The sequence below is a fragment of the Agromyces sp. P2_B3 genome (assembly GCF_056404815.1).
Genome location: NZ_JBFUDH010000001.1, coordinates 440,772 through 455,075, shown reverse-complemented (window position 1 = coordinate 455,075; position 14,304 = coordinate 440,772). Strand labels below are relative to the sequence as shown.

The 14,304-nt window shown below is 71.0% G+C and carries 15 protein-coding genes; 7 read left to right on the top strand and 8 right to left on the bottom strand.

Annotated elements, in window-relative coordinates:
- Positions 1–8 precede the first annotated feature (8 nt).
- Genes AC1DZA_RS02095 through AC1DZA_RS02085 form a run of 3 tightly spaced genes read right to left on the bottom strand, consistent with a single transcriptional unit; the run spans position 9 to position 1,934 of the window.
- Complete coding sequence (locus tag AC1DZA_RS02095; RefSeq protein WP_476771518.1) at positions 9–572, bottom strand: glycosyltransferase; 564 nt, start codon at positions 570–572, stop codon at positions 9–11.
- On the bottom strand, positions 569–1,018 hold the full coding sequence (locus AC1DZA_RS02090) for a UDP-N-acetylglucosamine--LPS N-acetylglucosamine transferase (RefSeq protein WP_476771517.1): 450 nt from the start codon (positions 1,016–1,018) through the stop codon (positions 569–571). Before AC1DZA_RS02090 ends, AC1DZA_RS02095 begins: the two co-directional genes overlap by 4 nt.
- A 1-nt stretch (position 1,019) precedes the next feature.
- The gene (locus AC1DZA_RS02085; protein ID WP_476771516.1) at positions 1,020–1,934 is read right to left on the bottom strand and encodes a glycosyltransferase family 2 protein; all 915 of its coding nucleotides are present in this window, start codon (positions 1,932–1,934) and stop codon (positions 1,020–1,022) included.
- Between the two features lie 110 nt (positions 1,935–2,044).
- Between AC1DZA_RS02085 and AC1DZA_RS02080 the strand changes: the two genes are divergently transcribed.
- Entirely contained in the window at positions 2,045–3,148 is a 1,104-nt protein-coding gene (locus AC1DZA_RS02080) for a Gfo/Idh/MocA family protein (protein ID WP_476771515.1), read from the top strand.
- Positions 3,145–4,026, top strand: coding sequence for a hypothetical protein (locus tag AC1DZA_RS02075; RefSeq protein ID WP_476771514.1), 882 nt, complete (start codon positions 3,145–3,147; stop codon positions 4,024–4,026). The genes AC1DZA_RS02080 and AC1DZA_RS02075 overlap by 4 nt, the downstream gene beginning before the upstream one ends.
- Positions 4,027–4,036: 10 nt before the next feature.
- Here the strand turns inward: AC1DZA_RS02075 and AC1DZA_RS02070 are convergent, their stop codons facing one another.
- Entirely contained in the window at positions 4,037–4,885 is an 849-nt protein-coding gene (locus AC1DZA_RS02070; RefSeq protein ID WP_476771513.1) for a Wzz/FepE/Etk N-terminal domain-containing protein, read from the bottom strand.
- Positions 4,886–5,052: 167 nt separating this feature from the next.
- Here AC1DZA_RS02070 and AC1DZA_RS02065 point away from each other — a divergent pair, with 167 nt between their 5' ends.
- Together AC1DZA_RS02065 and AC1DZA_RS02060 are read left to right on the top strand one after the other, a co-directional pair.
- Positions 5,053–6,636, top strand: coding sequence for a glycoside hydrolase family 16 protein (locus AC1DZA_RS02065; RefSeq protein ID WP_476771512.1), 1,584 nt, complete (start codon positions 5,053–5,055; stop codon positions 6,634–6,636).
- A 99-nt stretch (positions 6,637–6,735) separates the two neighbouring features.
- Positions 6,736–8,079 carry a phenylacetate--CoA ligase family protein gene (locus tag AC1DZA_RS02060; protein WP_476771511.1) on the top strand — a complete coding sequence of 448 codons (1,344 nt, stop codon included), beginning with the start codon at positions 6,736–6,738 and terminating at the stop codon, positions 8,077–8,079.
- A 10-nt stretch (positions 8,080–8,089) separates the two neighbouring features.
- On the opposite strand, the gene AC1DZA_RS02055 is transcribed toward AC1DZA_RS02060, so the two are convergent.
- The 4 genes from AC1DZA_RS02055 to pip form a co-directional block, all read right to left on the bottom strand.
- Positions 8,090–8,959 (bottom strand): alpha-1,2-fucosyltransferase, encoded by an 870-nt coding sequence (locus AC1DZA_RS02055; RefSeq protein WP_476771510.1) that lies wholly within the window; start codon positions 8,957–8,959, stop codon positions 8,090–8,092.
- A gap of 70 nt (positions 8,960–9,029) precedes the next feature.
- Positions 9,030–9,791, bottom strand: coding sequence for an alpha/beta hydrolase (locus tag AC1DZA_RS02050; protein WP_476771509.1), 762 nt, complete (start codon positions 9,789–9,791; stop codon positions 9,030–9,032).
- A gap of 10 nt (positions 9,792–9,801) precedes the next feature.
- Positions 9,802–10,680, bottom strand: a complete 879-nt coding sequence (ypfJ, locus tag AC1DZA_RS02045; RefSeq protein ID WP_476771508.1) for a KPN_02809 family neutral zinc metallopeptidase — start codon at positions 10,678–10,680, stop codon at positions 9,802–9,804.
- Positions 10,681–10,787: 107 nt separating this feature from the next.
- Complete coding sequence (gene pip / locus AC1DZA_RS02040) at positions 10,788–11,819, bottom strand: prolyl aminopeptidase (protein ID WP_476771507.1); 1,032 nt, start codon at positions 11,817–11,819, stop codon at positions 10,788–10,790.
- Positions 11,820–11,946: 127 nt separating this feature from the next.
- On the opposite strand from pip, the gene AC1DZA_RS02035 reads away from it, so the two are divergent.
- Genes AC1DZA_RS02035 through AC1DZA_RS02025 form a run of 3 tightly spaced genes read left to right on the top strand, consistent with a single transcriptional unit; the run spans position 11,947 to position 14,286 of the window.
- Positions 11,947–12,441 (top strand): DUF427 domain-containing protein, encoded by a 495-nt coding sequence (locus AC1DZA_RS02035; RefSeq protein ID WP_476771506.1) that lies wholly within the window; start codon positions 11,947–11,949, stop codon positions 12,439–12,441.
- A gap of 31 nt (positions 12,442–12,472) precedes the next feature.
- A complete protein-coding gene (locus AC1DZA_RS02030) occupies positions 12,473–13,483 on the top strand; it encodes a malate dehydrogenase (protein ID WP_476771505.1) in 1,011 nt (336 codons plus the stop codon).
- A gap of 5 nt (positions 13,484–13,488) precedes the next feature.
- Positions 13,489–14,286: a glycoside hydrolase family 16 protein gene (locus AC1DZA_RS02025; protein WP_476771504.1), complete on the top strand. Its 798-nt coding sequence runs from the start codon at positions 13,489–13,491 to the stop codon at positions 14,284–14,286.
- Positions 14,287–14,304: the final 18 nt, after the last annotated feature.

The window sequence follows — 14,304 nt, the reverse complement described above, 5'->3', positions numbered from 1 at the left end:
AGCCGCGGTCAGCGACCGAAGAGGACGCCCCGGGCCGAGCGGCCGAGTCGGGCGACTCTCGCCCGCAGCGGCAGCCGGCCCGGGAGCGTTCCGAGCACGGATGCCGCGGCCACCACCCCCGGCGTCGGCTCGGGCCGCGGCGCCGACGTGGCGATGCCGCCGTCGAGCATCCGGTCGAGGCAGGACCAGAGCTGCTCCCGCGTGATCGCCCGGTGCACGGCGCCGAGCCGCTCCGCCCGTTCGGTGAAGATGAGCTGGTGCTCGTCGACGACCTCGTCGTCGACCGGGACCCGCGGGACGACGATCGGGACGCGACCGATGGCCCGCATGTCCATGACGCCACCGGCGCCGCCCTGCAGCACGATGGCGTCGGCGGTCCGGCACCGCTCGAGCAGCTCGCCGTACGGGAGCACGTCGTGGTTCTCGGCCCCCGGGAGTGGACGACTGGGACCGTGCTGCATGAGCACGTGGACCTCGGGGTGCTCGGCGACCCATGGCGCCATCCAGTCGACGAGCCGCTGGAACGGCAGGTGGTAGCTGCCCGCGCTCACGACCACCGTCCTGGCGCTCACAGCACCACTCCGATGTCGCGGGCCTCGGGATAGACCGACTGCAGCGACGCCCACTGCACGAGGAAGGCGTCGGAGAACGGGTAGACGAGTCGGCCGCTCAGCGACGGCGTGGTGATGCGGTCGACGGGCTCGAGGAACGCGGTGCGAGCGCCGTAATGGTGCGCCTGCGTGAAGAACGGAAGGGCGATCGCCGCCCCGGTGCTGAACACGAGGTCTGGTCGCACCTCGCGGAGCACGCGGCGCGCCAGGCGGAAGTTCCGAAGGAGGTTGGGGAGGTTCCGGACGGTCGGGTAGTGCGCCTCCACCACGCGCTCGCCGACGAGGCGGGATCGGGCGTCCTCGGTGGGCAGGGTGACCCACGACCGCTCGTGCTGCGACCACCAGTCCCGGAGGGCGAGCGCCTGGGTCAGGTGACCTCCCGACGAGCAGACGATGAGCACCCGCATCTCAGATGCCCTTCCCGAACCGCTGGACGATCCGGGTCACCTGCTCGGTGGTGAGCACGCGCGCGGCGATGAGCATGGCGAGTGCGGCCTTGACCTGCGTCGGGGAATGGGCAAGTGAACGCCTCGCCCATCGGAGCCCCTCCTCCCGCTGGCCGGCCGAGACGCGCGCGAACGCGATCTGCGATTCGATGCGCCCGACCGCCCTCCGGTGCTCGGCGAAGTCGGGATGCTTCGCGAGGAGGTACTCCAGGGCGTCCGCGTAGTCCTTCCACCGCCCGAAGAAGTACGACTGTCCTTGCCAGGTCACAGTGACGAACGGCTCGTCGACGACGACGACCTCGCCGAGCGCGGTCGCTCGCAGGAGGAGGTCGTAGTCCTCGCCGTAGCTGCGCGGCAGCGCCTCATCGATGAGGCCCAGGTCACCCATGAGCGCGGAACGGCGCACCACGAAGCTGCTGGAGTGCAGTCCGGGGAGCCGGTCGTGCAACAGCATCGTGTGGTCGACCAGGGTCGAGCCGACGAGGCGTTCGTGCGTCCGCTCGCCGTCGTCGACGATCATCGCCGTGCCCACGAGCAGCGCGGCGGGATGGCGGTCGAATGCCTCCGCCTGCACGGCGAGCTTGCCCGGCATCCAGGCGTCGTCGTCGTCGAGGAACGCCACGAGCTCATGGGACGCCCCCGTGATGCCGGTGTTCCGCGCGCCGGCGAGGCCGCGGACCCGCTCGTTCACCACGCCCTGGAGGGTGCGCCCCGCCGGGACCTCCACCTCGGGCAGCACCGGATCGCACGCGTCGAAGACGACGATGACCTCGATCGGCCCGTCATATTCCTGCGCGAGAATACTTTCGACCGCCCGCCGCATCATCTCTGGACGGTTGTGAGTGGGGACGACAGCAGTGATCGGGGGCGAGCTCATGCCACCTCCCTGCCACTCGTTGAAGGGGTGCCTGCATCCTATCGGCGGGATGCCCGGCGCAGATAGGATGGGCCGCAGACATCCGCGCGCGCGCATCCCCGGGAGGTCCGATGATCAGGATCGGGGTCGTCGGCGCCGGGAAGATGGGCATCTCGCATCTGTCGATCTTGGGGGCGCACCCCTCGGTCGAGGTCGCCGGCGTGTGCGACTCGATGGGCTACCTGCTCGACGTGCTCGAGAAGTACACCGGCGTGGCGAAGTACACCGATGCGCAGCGCATGCTCGACACGGCAGACCTCGACGGCGTGCTCATCGCGACTCCGTCCGCCTCGCATGTCGACCTCGTGGGCGCCGCCCTCGACCGCGGCATCCACGTGTTCTGCGAGAAGCCCCTCTCACTGAGCGCGGCCGACTCCATGCGCCTCGCGGAGCGGGCCGCCGAACTCGGCCTGGTCACCCAGGTCGGCTACCACAACCGCTTCGTCGGCACCTTCGGCGAGGTGAAGCGACTGCTCGACGCCGGCGCCATCGGCCAGGTCAGTCATGCGCTGGCCGAGGCCTACGGGCCGGTGGTACTCCGCCCCAAGGGCGAGACCTGGCGCAGTCGGCGTTCGGCCGGCGGCGGAGCGCTCTACGACTATGCGGCGCATCCGCTCGACCTGCTGGGCTGGTACCTCGGCGAGCCCGATTCGGTGACCGGCGCGGTGCTCGGCCGGGTATTCTCGGCCGAGACCGACGACGAGATCTACGGCACCCTCGGCTACGCGAGCGGCGCGAGCGCGCAGCTGTCGGTGAACTGGTCGGATGAGTCGTACCGCAAGATGACCACGCGCGTCACCCTGTGGGGCGACCACGGAAAGATCCTCGCCGATCGCCAGGAGATCCAGGTGTTCCTCCGCGACACCGCCACGGTGCCCGACGGGTACCGGCGCGGCTGGACCGTGGCGAACACGACGGCGCTGACGCCACCGGTGGGCTTCTACCTGCGGGGCGAGGAGTACAGCGCCGAGCTCGACCACTTCGTGCGCTCGGTCGAACGAGCGAAGCGCGGCGAGACGTGGGACCCGGTCAACGACTTCACCAGCGCGGCCGTGACCGACGTGGTGATCGAGCGCTTCCTGCACCCCGACGACGCCATCGCGAAGGTCGTCGAGCCGCAGGCGCACGGATGGCGAGCGGCACGGGCGGCTCGCCGGTCGGAGCGGCACGCATGACACTCGATCGGCTCCTCTTCGGCGACAACCAGTTCTTCGGCGTGAACCACATGTCCGAGGAGAAGGCGCGCCAGAGCGCGATGCGGTTCCAGGACACGGGAGCGATCATCGAGGTGATCGACAGTGCGTACGCGGCCGGCGTGCGCTCGTTCATGTGCACGACGCACGAGCGCATCGCCGAGGTCGCGGCGCACGTGAGCGCACATCCCGACCGATATGACGGCTTCACGTTCCTGCCGTGCATGCCGTATGCGCACAAGTACGCCAACGCCGTGACCGAGCACGGCATGCTGGGCGCCCTCCGTCACTTCCTTCCCGACGAGGGGTACCTCAACGCGGCGATGCGCGGCGGGCGGGCGTTCGCCGGCAAGGACGTCGAGGGCCTGGTGACGCTCCTCGTGGACTCCGAGATGAAGATGTTCCGGGGGCTCTCGACGCCGGTCGTGTTCCTGCAGAACGTGGTCGTCGACCTCCTGCTGGGGCTGCGCTTCGACGCGGCGTTCTCCATCTTCGCCGACCACGTGCGTTCCCGGTACGGCGCGGAGCCCGGGTTCATCACGATGAACCTGCCGCTCGCGCTCGAGACCCTCGAGCGCGCCGGGGTCGAGAACCCCATCGTCTGCTCGAACATGAACAAGCTGGCCTTCCGGGTGTCGGGCGGCACGGCCGCCTACGACGAGGTGCTGGCGACGCGTCGATTCCGGCCGATCGCGATGTCGGTCTTCGCGTCGGGCGCGATCCCGGCGCGCGAGGCGCTCGAGTGGGTGCACGCCCGCCCCCAGATCGAGTCGATCGTGTTCGGGGCGTCGTCGCGCCAGCACATCGAGGCGACCGTGGAGATCGTCGAGGAGCTGTGGGGCGAGACGGTCGCGCGCTGAACGTCGCCCGTCAGGAGGAGGAACCCGGGCGCGCCGGTGCCACGTCGCGCACGCCGGCGCTCGTCGGGCTTCCGAGGTCGACCGCCGCTGCGTCGTCGGCCGTCCGGGGCTCCGCCCGTTCCAGCGTGACGTCCTCCGCCGCTCGCTCGCCACGGCGGGCGAGCCGGTCCCTGATCAGCGCAACGAAGGCGCCGAGGAACAGGCCGAGGAAGAATCCGGCCGCCACGAAGACATAGAGCTTCGGCTTATCCGTGTCGGTCGGCGCGACGGCCGGGTCGATGAGTGCGCCCGCGTCGAAGGAGGTGGCGATCAGCACCGCGCGCTGGTCCTGCAGCGCCTGGACCTGGCTCTCGAGCGAGATGCGCCTGGGGTCGTCGGGGGCGAGCCCGGCGGCCTGCGCGGCGAGTTCGTCGGCAGTCGAGGTCAACGTCGCGGATGCCTCGGTGATGCGCTCCTCGACGGCCGCCGTGCGCTGTTCCAGGTAGGCCTCCGCGATGGCGTTCGCCTGCTCGGCCGCGGCCTCGGCCGACGGCGCGGTGACGATGAACTCGAGCACCTGCGAGCCACGTGGCACGTTCACCTGGAGGGCGCCCCGCAGTTGGGCGACCGACACGTCGTCGAGGTTCTTCGCGGCGATGGAGAGCACTTCGGTCGACCGGGCGACGAGCCGCTGGGTCTCCATGTTGACGTCCTGGGTCTGCTCGCCGATGGTGATCGACTCGACCGTGACCGATGCCGTTGCGGTGTACCGGTCGGGCCAGAGGAGGCCGAGCGCGAGCCCGAGGAGCGTCATCAGTATCGTCACTCCGACAAGCCATCGCCAGCGTCGCGTGATGCTGTGAAAGACGTCGTCGAGCATGCGGCCCCCTCGCCATCCTGATGAGTCATCGTAACGTGGCCCCGGCGCGGAACCGGTGGAGGCTGGGCCGCAACCACTCCCACCATCTTCCCGACGGATTCTCAGTTTAGTTTGGCGATCGAGAACCGTGCCCTTACAGTGGGCGACTGATTCGTGACCAAGTCGAGATGTTAGGTTCCCCCATTTTGCTCAAGGCCAAGCCCCCGCTGACCCGACCGAACAAAACCCCCAACCGCAGATCCCTCACCCGCGTCGCCATCGGCGGCGCCGTCGCCGCCGCGCTCGCCATCAGCACGATGGGCGCCGCGGCCATCGCGACGGACGCCACGGCGTCGGCCGCCGATGCCCAGGCCACCGTCCTCCCCTTCGCAAGCTCCGGGTGGTCGCACTACCGGAGCTCCACCGCCCCCGCCTCGTCCTGGACCAGCGGCTCCACGTCGTGGTCGACCGGCACGGCGCCGCTCGGGTTCGGCCTGAACACCGGCCAGCTCGGCACGCAGCTGGAGCAGGGCAGCCCTGCACCGCTCGCGAGCTACTTCGCGCACGGCTTCTCGCTCGCGGCAGTGCCCGCGTCGGGCCTGACCCTGCAGACGTGGGCCGACGACGGCGTCGTCGTCTACGTCAACGGCGTCGAGGCGGTTCGCCGCAACATGCCCGCCGGGGCGATCGGCCCGGGCACGTACGCGACGGCGGCTCCGCAGAGCACGGCGGCGCGAGCCGACGTGATCACCGTGCAGGTGCCCGCATCGTCGCTCCGCGCCGGTGCGAACGTGATCGCCGCCGAGGTGCACTCGAACTGGCGCAAGACGTACAACACGAGCTTCGATGCGGCGCTCACGTACACCGTGCCGTCCGAGGCGGACGCGCCCGCAGTGCCGACCCCGCCTGCTCCGGGCACGGGCTCGGACAGCGGCGAGATCGCCGGATGGGGCGCCCCCACCTGGCGCGACGAGTTCACGTTCAAGAACTCCAGCGGCCAGCCGGCCATCGACCCGACGAAGTGGAACGTGCGTGACCGCTCGGACCTCGGGCTCCTGCAGGACGCGGCTGAGCCCGAGTCCAGCCAGGTGAGCGTCGATGCCGCCGGCATCGCACACCTCAAGGCCGACTGGCTCGACCAGCCGTTCAGCCGACCGGCCGGCCAGGCCGGTGTGCCGACCATCACCCACAAGACCGGGTACATGGACCAGCGCAAGCTGCAGTCCGACGACATGTCGTACTCGCAGCAGTACGGCCGCTGGGAGATCCGCGCCAAGACGCCGACCGGGCCCAAGACCTTCGGGTCGCTGGCCGCGTTCTGGCTCCGCAACAGCCAGAGCGGCGAGATCGACATCATGGAGGCGTGGGGCTACAACGAGAAGGCGGCCCCCGGCGGTCAGCGCATCGACACCGCGACGACCACGGTGCACACGCAGACGTCGGGCTCGGGCAACCAGAAGTACTACTGGACCCACGCCGACTTCGGCGCCGCCACTCCCGTGTGGGATGACTTCCACACGTACGCGTTCGAGTTCACGCCCACCTACGCGGCGATCATCGTCGACGGCAAGCAGCTCACCCGAGTGACGCCGGCCACGCACCCGAACCTGTGGAACCCGTCGTTCTTCGGTTCGCCCCTGCACGTGCGACTGAACCTGCACGTCGGCCCCTCGGCGACGTACTGGGGCCTGCCCGACCCGAACAACAAGTCGTGGACGCAGCCGCTGGACTACCAGGTGGACTACGTCCGGATCTGGAAGTATCAGGGCTGATCCGAACCCCCTGAATGACCGATCGGCCGGTGAGCACCCCTGTGTGCTCACCGGCCGATTGCTAGGATCAGGCATCCCAGCGCGACGGAGGGAAACCGCATGTCGGGCGCATTCGCACGAGGCGTGTTCGAGTTCAAGACGAAGATCGCCCAGCGGTCCGACCGCGCCCACGCCCACGCGATGCGGCAGTCGGAGCGACTCCCGGCCGAGGTCCTCGCCGCACGGGCTTCCGAGCGTGCGATCGCGCTGGCGGGGCACGCCTTCCGCACGACGGCCTTCTACCGCGAGCACTACGGGCGGGCCGGATTCACCGAGCGCGACTTCGACGAGGCCGCCAACTTCGCGCACCTGCCCGTGCTCGAGAAGGACGGGCTTCGGGACGCGGGGGATGCGCTCCGCTCCTCGACCGCCCCGCCGAAGCTGCTGCGATCGACGACCGGGGGCAGCACCGGCCGGCCCCTGGTCGTCTGGCAGGATCCCCGCACGCCGGCGGCGTCGCTCTGGTGGCGCGCGAACCGCTGGTGGGGGGTACATCCCGCCGACGATTCCGCCTCTGTCTACCGCCGCTCGCGCACCCCGAGGCAGGAGGTGCTGCACCGGCTCGAATGGTGGCCCACGCGGCAGATCCTCCTCGACGCGCGAGCCATGGACGACGCGTCGATGCGCTCCTTCACGAGGCTGTGGCAGCGGGTCCGGCCCGCACTCCTCACGGGCTACGTCGACGGCCTCCACGAATTCGCGCAGTTCATCACCCGGGCGGGCCTCGACCTGGCCCCGCCGCGGGCCATCGCCTCCACTGCGTCGGTGCTGACGCCGTCGAAGCGCGCGTTCATCGAGTCCCGCTTGGCCGCTCCGATCTTCGACTGCTACCGCAGCGCCGAGGTTCCCTGGATCGCCGCGCAGTGCGCCAAGCGCGACGGACTGCACGTGTTCGGCGACGTCCGGATCGCGGAGGTGGTGGATCAGTCGGGTGCGGCCGCCCCCGAGGGAGTCGAGGGCGACGTCCTCGTCACCGACCTGCTCAACCCGGCCTTCCCGATCATCCGCTACCGCATCGGCGATCGGTCGTCGGTCCGATCGGGGCAATGCGCGTGCGGCATGACCCTCCCCCGCATCGATCCCATCCAGGGGCGGATCGTCGACGTGCTGCGGACGCCCGACGGCACCATGGTGACCGGCGGGCTGAGCACCCTCTTCAACGATCGGCCGACGGCGGTCACCCAGTTCCAGTTGCACCAGCATGCCGACTACGCGGTGACCCTCCGTTACGTGCCGGGGGACTCCGGCGAGGTCGCGGCGGCGGCGGCCGAGGAGGTCGCCGAGCGGGTGCGTCGGATGCTCCGTGGCGATGTCGTGGTGCGCCTCGAGCCGGTGGACCGGATCGAGCACCTCGGCGGCAAGGCCAGGCTCGTCACGAGCGACCTCACGTCCAGCGCGCCGTGACCGGCACGGATCAGAGCCGCACCCAGCTCTCGGGCACGAGCTCACTCGCATCGCTGTGCCCGTCGGCGAACCAGGCGACGGGCGCGATCACCGGATGCTGCGGGGTGCTCGCCGCGCCGAGCCATCCGCCCCACCAGCTGAAGCTGCTGTTGGCGATGATGCGCGTCGAGCACGCCGCCATGAGCGCGATCTCCCCGCCGTCCCGCACGATCGCTTCGGCGGGGCAGAGGCGGTCGCCGTCGCGCGCGAGGTGGTCGCGGACCCAGTCGAGGTCGTCGCTGAACCAGACGCGGTTGACCTGCCCGAGCGCCTCGGCGTGCGCGAGTGCCGCGTCGTAGTACGCCGCGCCCAGCACGCCGTGCCGCGCGTTGGCGGCCTGGAGGTAGTCGCCACGCCGCACGTGCACCGCCACGCTGTGGGGGTCGTCGCGGAGGGTCGTGGCAAGCGCCCTTCCACGGTCGGTCAGCATGCCCTCGAGCAGCCCTCGCACCTCTGCCCGCACCTGGCCGGCGGACGCCTCGAAGTAGTGCCGGGACTGGAAGTACCCGAGCAGGTAGCTCGTGCGATCGAGCCGCTCGTCGACCGACGGGTCGAATCCCGAGCGCCGTTGGCGCACGAGGCGCAGGCGCGACCGGTCCGAGAGGATCCCCGCCTTCGCGGCGACCGCGAGCGCGAGGCCCACCGGGCGGCCGAGGCGTTCGGCCCGCGGCACGACCGGACCGAGCTCGAACGGCCGGTCGCCCCCGAGGCGCGCGGTGTCGAAGATCACCCGTCGACCGCGCGCACGGAGATCCGTGGCGTAGGCCCACTGGAAGAGCTGGTTGCCGATGCCGCCCTGCAGGCTGAGCACGATGTCACGGGAACGGATGCGCCACACCATCGAACTCCGCCCTCGTCGACGTTTCGTGGCGCCAGCCTACCGACTCGCGATCCGGATCACGGGTCGCGCCTCACGACGACGGCTGCCCGAGGAACTCGGCGACCGCGGCGGTGATCCCGTCGCGGGTCTCCTCGTCGGACGCCGTCGCCACGCCGTCGCCGGGCTGCGGTCCGTAGTCGCCGAACGCGGCGTGGTTCGCACCCTCGAGCAGCACCGACACGGTGTCGGCCGGCAGCAGGCCCGCCGACGCCTCGACCTTGGCCGGGGTCGACAGCCCGTCGTTCCCGGCGACGAGCGAGAGCACGCGCAGGTCGGTGTCCGAGAGGTCGTTCGCGCAGTAGCTGCCGAACAGCACGAGCCCGACCACCTCGGGGTCGGCCGCGGCATCCGTGCCCGCCTCGGCGAGCTGGCAGGCGCGCACGCCGCCGAGCGAGTGCCCGCCCACGTACCACTGCGACACGTCGGGCGCCTCGGACGTGAACGTCGAGAGCGGCCGCTGGTCGAAGAACGCGAGGTTCAGCGTGGGCTCGGTGATCACCACGGTGGCGCCGGTCTCGGCGACGATGCCGCTGAGCTTCCAGAGGTAGGCCGACGGGTCGACGCGGGCACCGGGGATGAACACGAGCCCGACGTCGCTGCCGCCGTCGGCCGGCTCGATCACGAACGACGATTCGGCGTGCCGGATCGTGATCTCGGAATCGGTCCAGGCCTTCAGCGACTCGGGGCGCTCCCCGGCGAACACCGTGTGCGCCCAGACGAGGAACACCACCACGGCGAGCGCGAGCACCGCCGCCACCCAGAGCACGATGCGCCCGATGCGGCGGGCGATCACGGCCGCCCCCTCACAGCTGGGAGCCGTCGATCGAGAAGGTGTCGCAGGCGCCGGCGCCCTGCTCGTAGCCCGTCTCGAACCAGTTCACCCGCTGCTCGCTCGAGCCATGCGTGAACGAATGCGGGTTGACCTGGCCCTGGGTGGCCTCCTGGATGCGGTCGTCGCCGACCGCAGCCGCCGCGTCGATGGCCTGCGCGTACTGGTCGCGCGTGATCGGCTGCAGGAACGGCACGCCCTTGTCGTCGACGGTCTGCGAGGCCGCGGCCGCCCACGATCCCGCGAAGCAGTCGGCCTGCAGCTCGGTGCGCACCGAGTTCGAGGTGGGCCCGGTGTCGCCGTCCTGGGCACGCTCGAGGATGCCGGCGAGGTTCTGGATGTGGTGCCCCCACTCGTGCGCCACGACGTACATCTCGGCGAGGGGGCCGCCCTCTGCGCCGAACTGGCTCTCGAGCTGGTCGTAGAAGCTCGTGTCGATGTAGATCGTCTGATCGGGCGGGCAGTAGAACGGGCCGGTCGCCGACGAGGCACTGCCGCAGCCCGTCGACGTCCCCTGGCTGAAGAGCACGATGGGCTGCGGGCTGGCGTAGTCGAGTCCGATCGCGGGCGACTCCTCCTGCCAGTAGGCGTCGAGCGACGCCGCCGCGCCCTTCATGCGGCAGTCGATGCGCTCGTTCGCGTCCTGTCCGGTCTGGCATTCGGTGAGCGCCGAATCGCTGGCGGCCGGGTCGCCGCCACCGCCGCCCACGAGTCCGGTGAGGTCCACGCCGAGGAACTGGGAGAGCACGAAGAGGGCGATCACGCCGAGGCCGCCGCCGACGGCGATGCCGGTGTTGCGGCCGCGCCGGGAGACCCTGCCGCCGCCGATGTCGGAGTTCGGGTTGAACGTCATGCTCAGAAACTACCCCGCGGGGTGTCCCGGCCCCCATTCCCGGCGTTCCTCGCCCGACGGGTTGACAACGGGATCGGATGCGGCGTCACGCCGTCGTGGCGTCCGGCCTAGTCGTCCTCGCGGTCGTCGTCGCGATCGTCCTCGTCCTCCGGGTCGTCGCCGTCGCGCTCCTGCTCCTCTGCGCTCCGCCCGAACCGGTCGGTGGCCCGGATCAACGCGTCGAGGATCCCGGGCTCGTCGAACGCGTGCCCGGCATCGCCGATCATGTGGAATTCCGCCTCGGGCCAGGCCCGGTGCAGGTCCCACGCGGTCATGGGCGGGGTGCACATGTCGTACCGGCCCTGCACGATCACGGCGGGGATGCCGGCGAGGCGCGTGGCGTCGCGGATGAGCTGGCCCTCGTCCCACCAGCCGCCGTGGCGGAAGTAGTGGTTCTCGATGCGCGAGAAGGCGACGGCGTACTCGGGGTCGGTGAACCGCGCGATGGTGTCGGCCTGCGGCAGGAGCGTGATCGTCGCCCCCTCCCACTTCGCCCAGGCGATCGCGGCGGGCTCGTGCACCTCGGGGTCGGGGTCGGCCAGCAGCCGCGCGTAGGCCTCGATGAGGTGGGCGCGCTCGAGCACGGGCACCGGCGCGATGAACTCCTCCCACAGGTCGGGGAACACCGCGGAGGCGCCGCCCTCGTAGAACCAGTCGAGCTCCTGGCGACGCAGGGTGAAGATGCCGCGCAGCACGATCTCGGTGACGCGCTCGGGGTGGGTCTGCGCGTACGCGAGTCCGAGCGCGCTGCCCCATGATCCACCGAAGACCTGCCACCGCTCGATGCCCAGGTGATGACGCAGTCGCTCCATGTCGGCGACGAGGTGCCAGGTGGTGTTCGCCGAGAGGTCGGCGGCGGGCTCGGAGGCGTGGGGGATCGAGAGGCCGCAGCCGCGCTGGTCGAAGAGCACGATCCGGTACCGCTCGGGGTCGAACAGCCGGCGGTGCGCGGGGCTCGTGCCCGCGCCCGGCCCGCCGTGCAGGAAGACCACCGGCTTGCCCTCGCGGTTGCCGGACACCTCCCAGTAGATGTGCTGGCCGTCCCCCACGTCGAGCATGCCCGTCTCGAGCGGCTCGATCTCCGGATACAGGTCTCTCATGACCTCACGGTACGCGACGAGCGGATGCCCCGGTCGGATGCCGCGCCGCGCCGTTGTCCGGTTCGGACGGCGCCGGTACCGGGCCGATCCGATGCCCGCTCACAGGATGGCGGCCTAGCCTCCGGCAATGCGACCAGTACCGGAGCCGATCCGAGCGGGCCAGGAATCCGTGTGGGACTATCCGCGGCCGCCGCGCGTCGAGGGCGTCGACGTGCGGGTGACGATCGACCTGGGCGGCGAACGCGTGGTGGACACCCGCGACGTCGTCCGCGTGCTCGAGACGAGTCATCCGCCGGTCTACTACCTGCCGATCGGCGCCTTCGCGCCGTTCTCGCTGACCCCCGCGCACGGCTCGTCGTTCTGCGAGTTCAAGGGCACCGCCCGCTACCTCGACGTGCGGGGCGGCAGCCGGGTCGCCGAGCGAGCCGCGTGGAACTACCCGTCGCCCGAGGCGGGCTACGAGGTGCTCACCGATCGCGTCGCCGTGTACGCCGGACGGGTGGACGAGTGCACGGTCTCCGGGGAGCGCGTCACCCCGCAGCCGGGGCACTTCTACGGCGGCTGGATCACGTCGGCGATCGCCGGCCCGTTCAAGGGCGCGGCCGGATCGCTGGGCTGGTGATCGCGTCGGTGCCGCGGCGTAGGCTCGCACCATGAGCGTCAAGCCGGTCACCATCACCATCACGGGCGCCGGGGGGCAGATCGGCTACGCGCTGCTCTTCCGCATCGCATCGGGCGCCATGCTCGGTCCCGACACCCCGGTACGGCTGCACCTGCTCGAGATCCCCGAGGGGGTTCGGGCGGCCGAGGGCGCCGCACTCGAGCTCCACGACTCCGCGTTCCCCCTGCTCGCCCACGTCGACGTGTTCGACGACGCGGCGGCGGCGTTCCGCGGCACGAACCTCGCCCTGCTCGTCGGTGCGCGTCCTCGCGGCCCCGGCATGGAGCGGGGCGACCTCCTCGCCGCGAACGGCGGCATCTTCGGCCCGCAGGGCGAGGCGATCAACGCCGGTGCCGCCGACGACGTGCGCGTCGTCGTGGTGGGCAACCCGGCCAACACGAACGCGCTCATCGCAGCCGCGCACGCGCCCGACGTGCCCGCCGACCGCTTCACGGCGCTCACCCGGCTCGACCACAACCGCGCACTCGCCCAGCTCGCCCCCACGGTCGGCACCCCGGTCGGCGAGATCCGCAACGTCACGATCTGGGGCAACCACTCGGCCACCCAGTTCCCCGACATCTCCCACGCCACGGCGGGCGGCCAGTCCATCCCCGCGCTCCTCCAGGCCCGGCTCGGCGGCCCTGAGGGCCTGCGCGAGTGGCTCGTCGACGACTTCATCCCGCGCGTGGCCAAGCGCGGCGCCGAGATCATCGAGGTTCGCGGCTCATCGTCGGTGGCATCCGCGGCGAGCGCCACGATCGACCACGTGCGCGACTGGGTGCACGGCACTTCCGGCGGGTGGACGAGCGCCGCGGTCGTCTCCGACGGGTCGTACGAGGTGCCCGAGGGGCTCGTCTCCTCCTTCCCCGTCGAGTCCGTCGACGGCGCGTGGCGCATCGTGCAGGGACTCGAGCTCGACGCGTTCGCGCGGCACCGCATCGCGGCATCCGTCGCCGAGCTCGAGGAGGAGCGCGACGCCGTGCGCTCCCTCGGCCTCATCTGACGATCATGACGACGGATGCCGCGCTCGACCTCTCGGGCTACGAGCTCGTCGTCGACGAGCAGTTCGACGGCGACGACCTCGACGACACCCGCTGGCTGCCGCACTACACGCCGCACTGGAGCTCGCGCGAGGCGACCCGGGCGCGCTTCGAGGTCTCGGGCGGCACGCTGAAGCTCCGCATCGACGCCGACACGGCGCCGTGGTCGCCCGAGTACGACGGCGAGGTGCGCGTGTCGCACCTGCAGACCGGGCAGTTCTCGGGTCCCGTCGGCAGTCCGGTGGGCCAGCACCGGTTCCGCGCCGGGCTCCTCGTGCGTGAGGAGCAGGACGAGGAGCGGCTGTGGCTGCCGCACTTCGGCGTGATCGAGGCGCGGGCCCGCGGCATCCGGCACCCCTCGGCGATGGTCGCGCTCTGGCCCGTCGGCTTCGAGGACCAGGGGGCGAACTGCGGCGAGATCTGCATCTTCGAGATCTTCGGCAGCGAGATCGGCGAGGCGAGCGCGCTGGTCGGCGTCGGCGTCAAGCCGCAGCGCGACCCCCGGCTGGTGCTGGACTTCGAGAAGGTGCGGGTCGAGGGCGACCTCACGGAATTCCACGACTACGCGGTCGAGTGGCTGCCGGGCCGGCTCCGGTTCTTCGTCGACGGCCGCCTGGTGAAGACCGTCGGGCAATCGATCGACTACCCGGTGCAGCTCATGCTCGACGTGTACGAGCTGCCGACGGATGCCCCGCGCGACACGTCCGCGCATCCGCTCGTCTTCGAGGTGGCGCACGTGCGCGAATACCGCGCGCGAGCCGTCTGACCCGCGCGCCTAGGCTTG